General features: G+C 34.6%; 1 protein-coding gene and 1 pseudogene. One reads left to right on the forward strand and one right to left on the reverse strand.

Annotated elements, in window-relative coordinates; genetic code table 11:
- A partial coding sequence (locus tag HMPREF9304_RS10540) for a hypothetical protein (protein WP_036928880.1) occupies window positions 1–438 on the reverse strand: 438 nt, incomplete at its 3' end.
- 50 nt (window positions 439–488) lie between these two features.
- Between HMPREF9304_RS10540 and HMPREF9304_RS14505 the strand changes: the two are divergent.
- Window positions 489–616, forward strand: a pseudogene (locus HMPREF9304_RS14505) (IS982 family transposase); the annotation flags it as partial.

Raw genomic sequence — 616 nt, forward strand, 5'->3', positions numbered from 1 at the left:
GTGCAATCCGTCATCCTTAAAAGCCAAATGCACTTCTTCTATGATAAAGGCGGAATCTAAGTCGTTCCAATCTTTCCAATAGAACTTTTGCCCCACTACAGGAATAAAAGGCATATCCTTATCAAAGTAAAGTTGATGAGTTCCCGTTGGATCATATACAAACCTAACATGATACATTTGAGTTTTAGTATCGGGTACCCGTTGACTATTCTCATAGTTCTTAACAGTCTCGATAGTCACAAAGTCTTCGTTAACCTTATTCCACAGATGGTCTTTAAGAGTTTTGTAACCTTTTCCTTCTTGCTCTTGGAGAATAGCTTTGAAGTCCAAGACTGCTTGTCTATAACCATCCACAAAACTTTGTACTTGAGACCATTGAGCATCCTGTTTGGATTGCGCATGTTTGTGCTGTTGATTTGTAAAATTCTTATTATCCATATTACTTCACATTATAAACCCGTTGGCGGAATTAATTTAAGTTGATAAACATGAATAAAAAGTTCCACATATTGTTGATTTTTAGTAACTTATTAATGTTCAAAACGTTAAGTTCAAACCATTGTATGTACAACCTTTATACAAAATTCGTCAAAATACTTGAGATATGCAAGCAATT

Origin of the sequence: Hoylesella timonensis S9-PR14 (genome assembly GCF_000762405.1) — a bacterium.
GTDB classification, from domain to species: domain Bacteria; phylum Bacteroidota; class Bacteroidia; order Bacteroidales; family Bacteroidaceae; genus Prevotella; species Prevotella timonensis_A.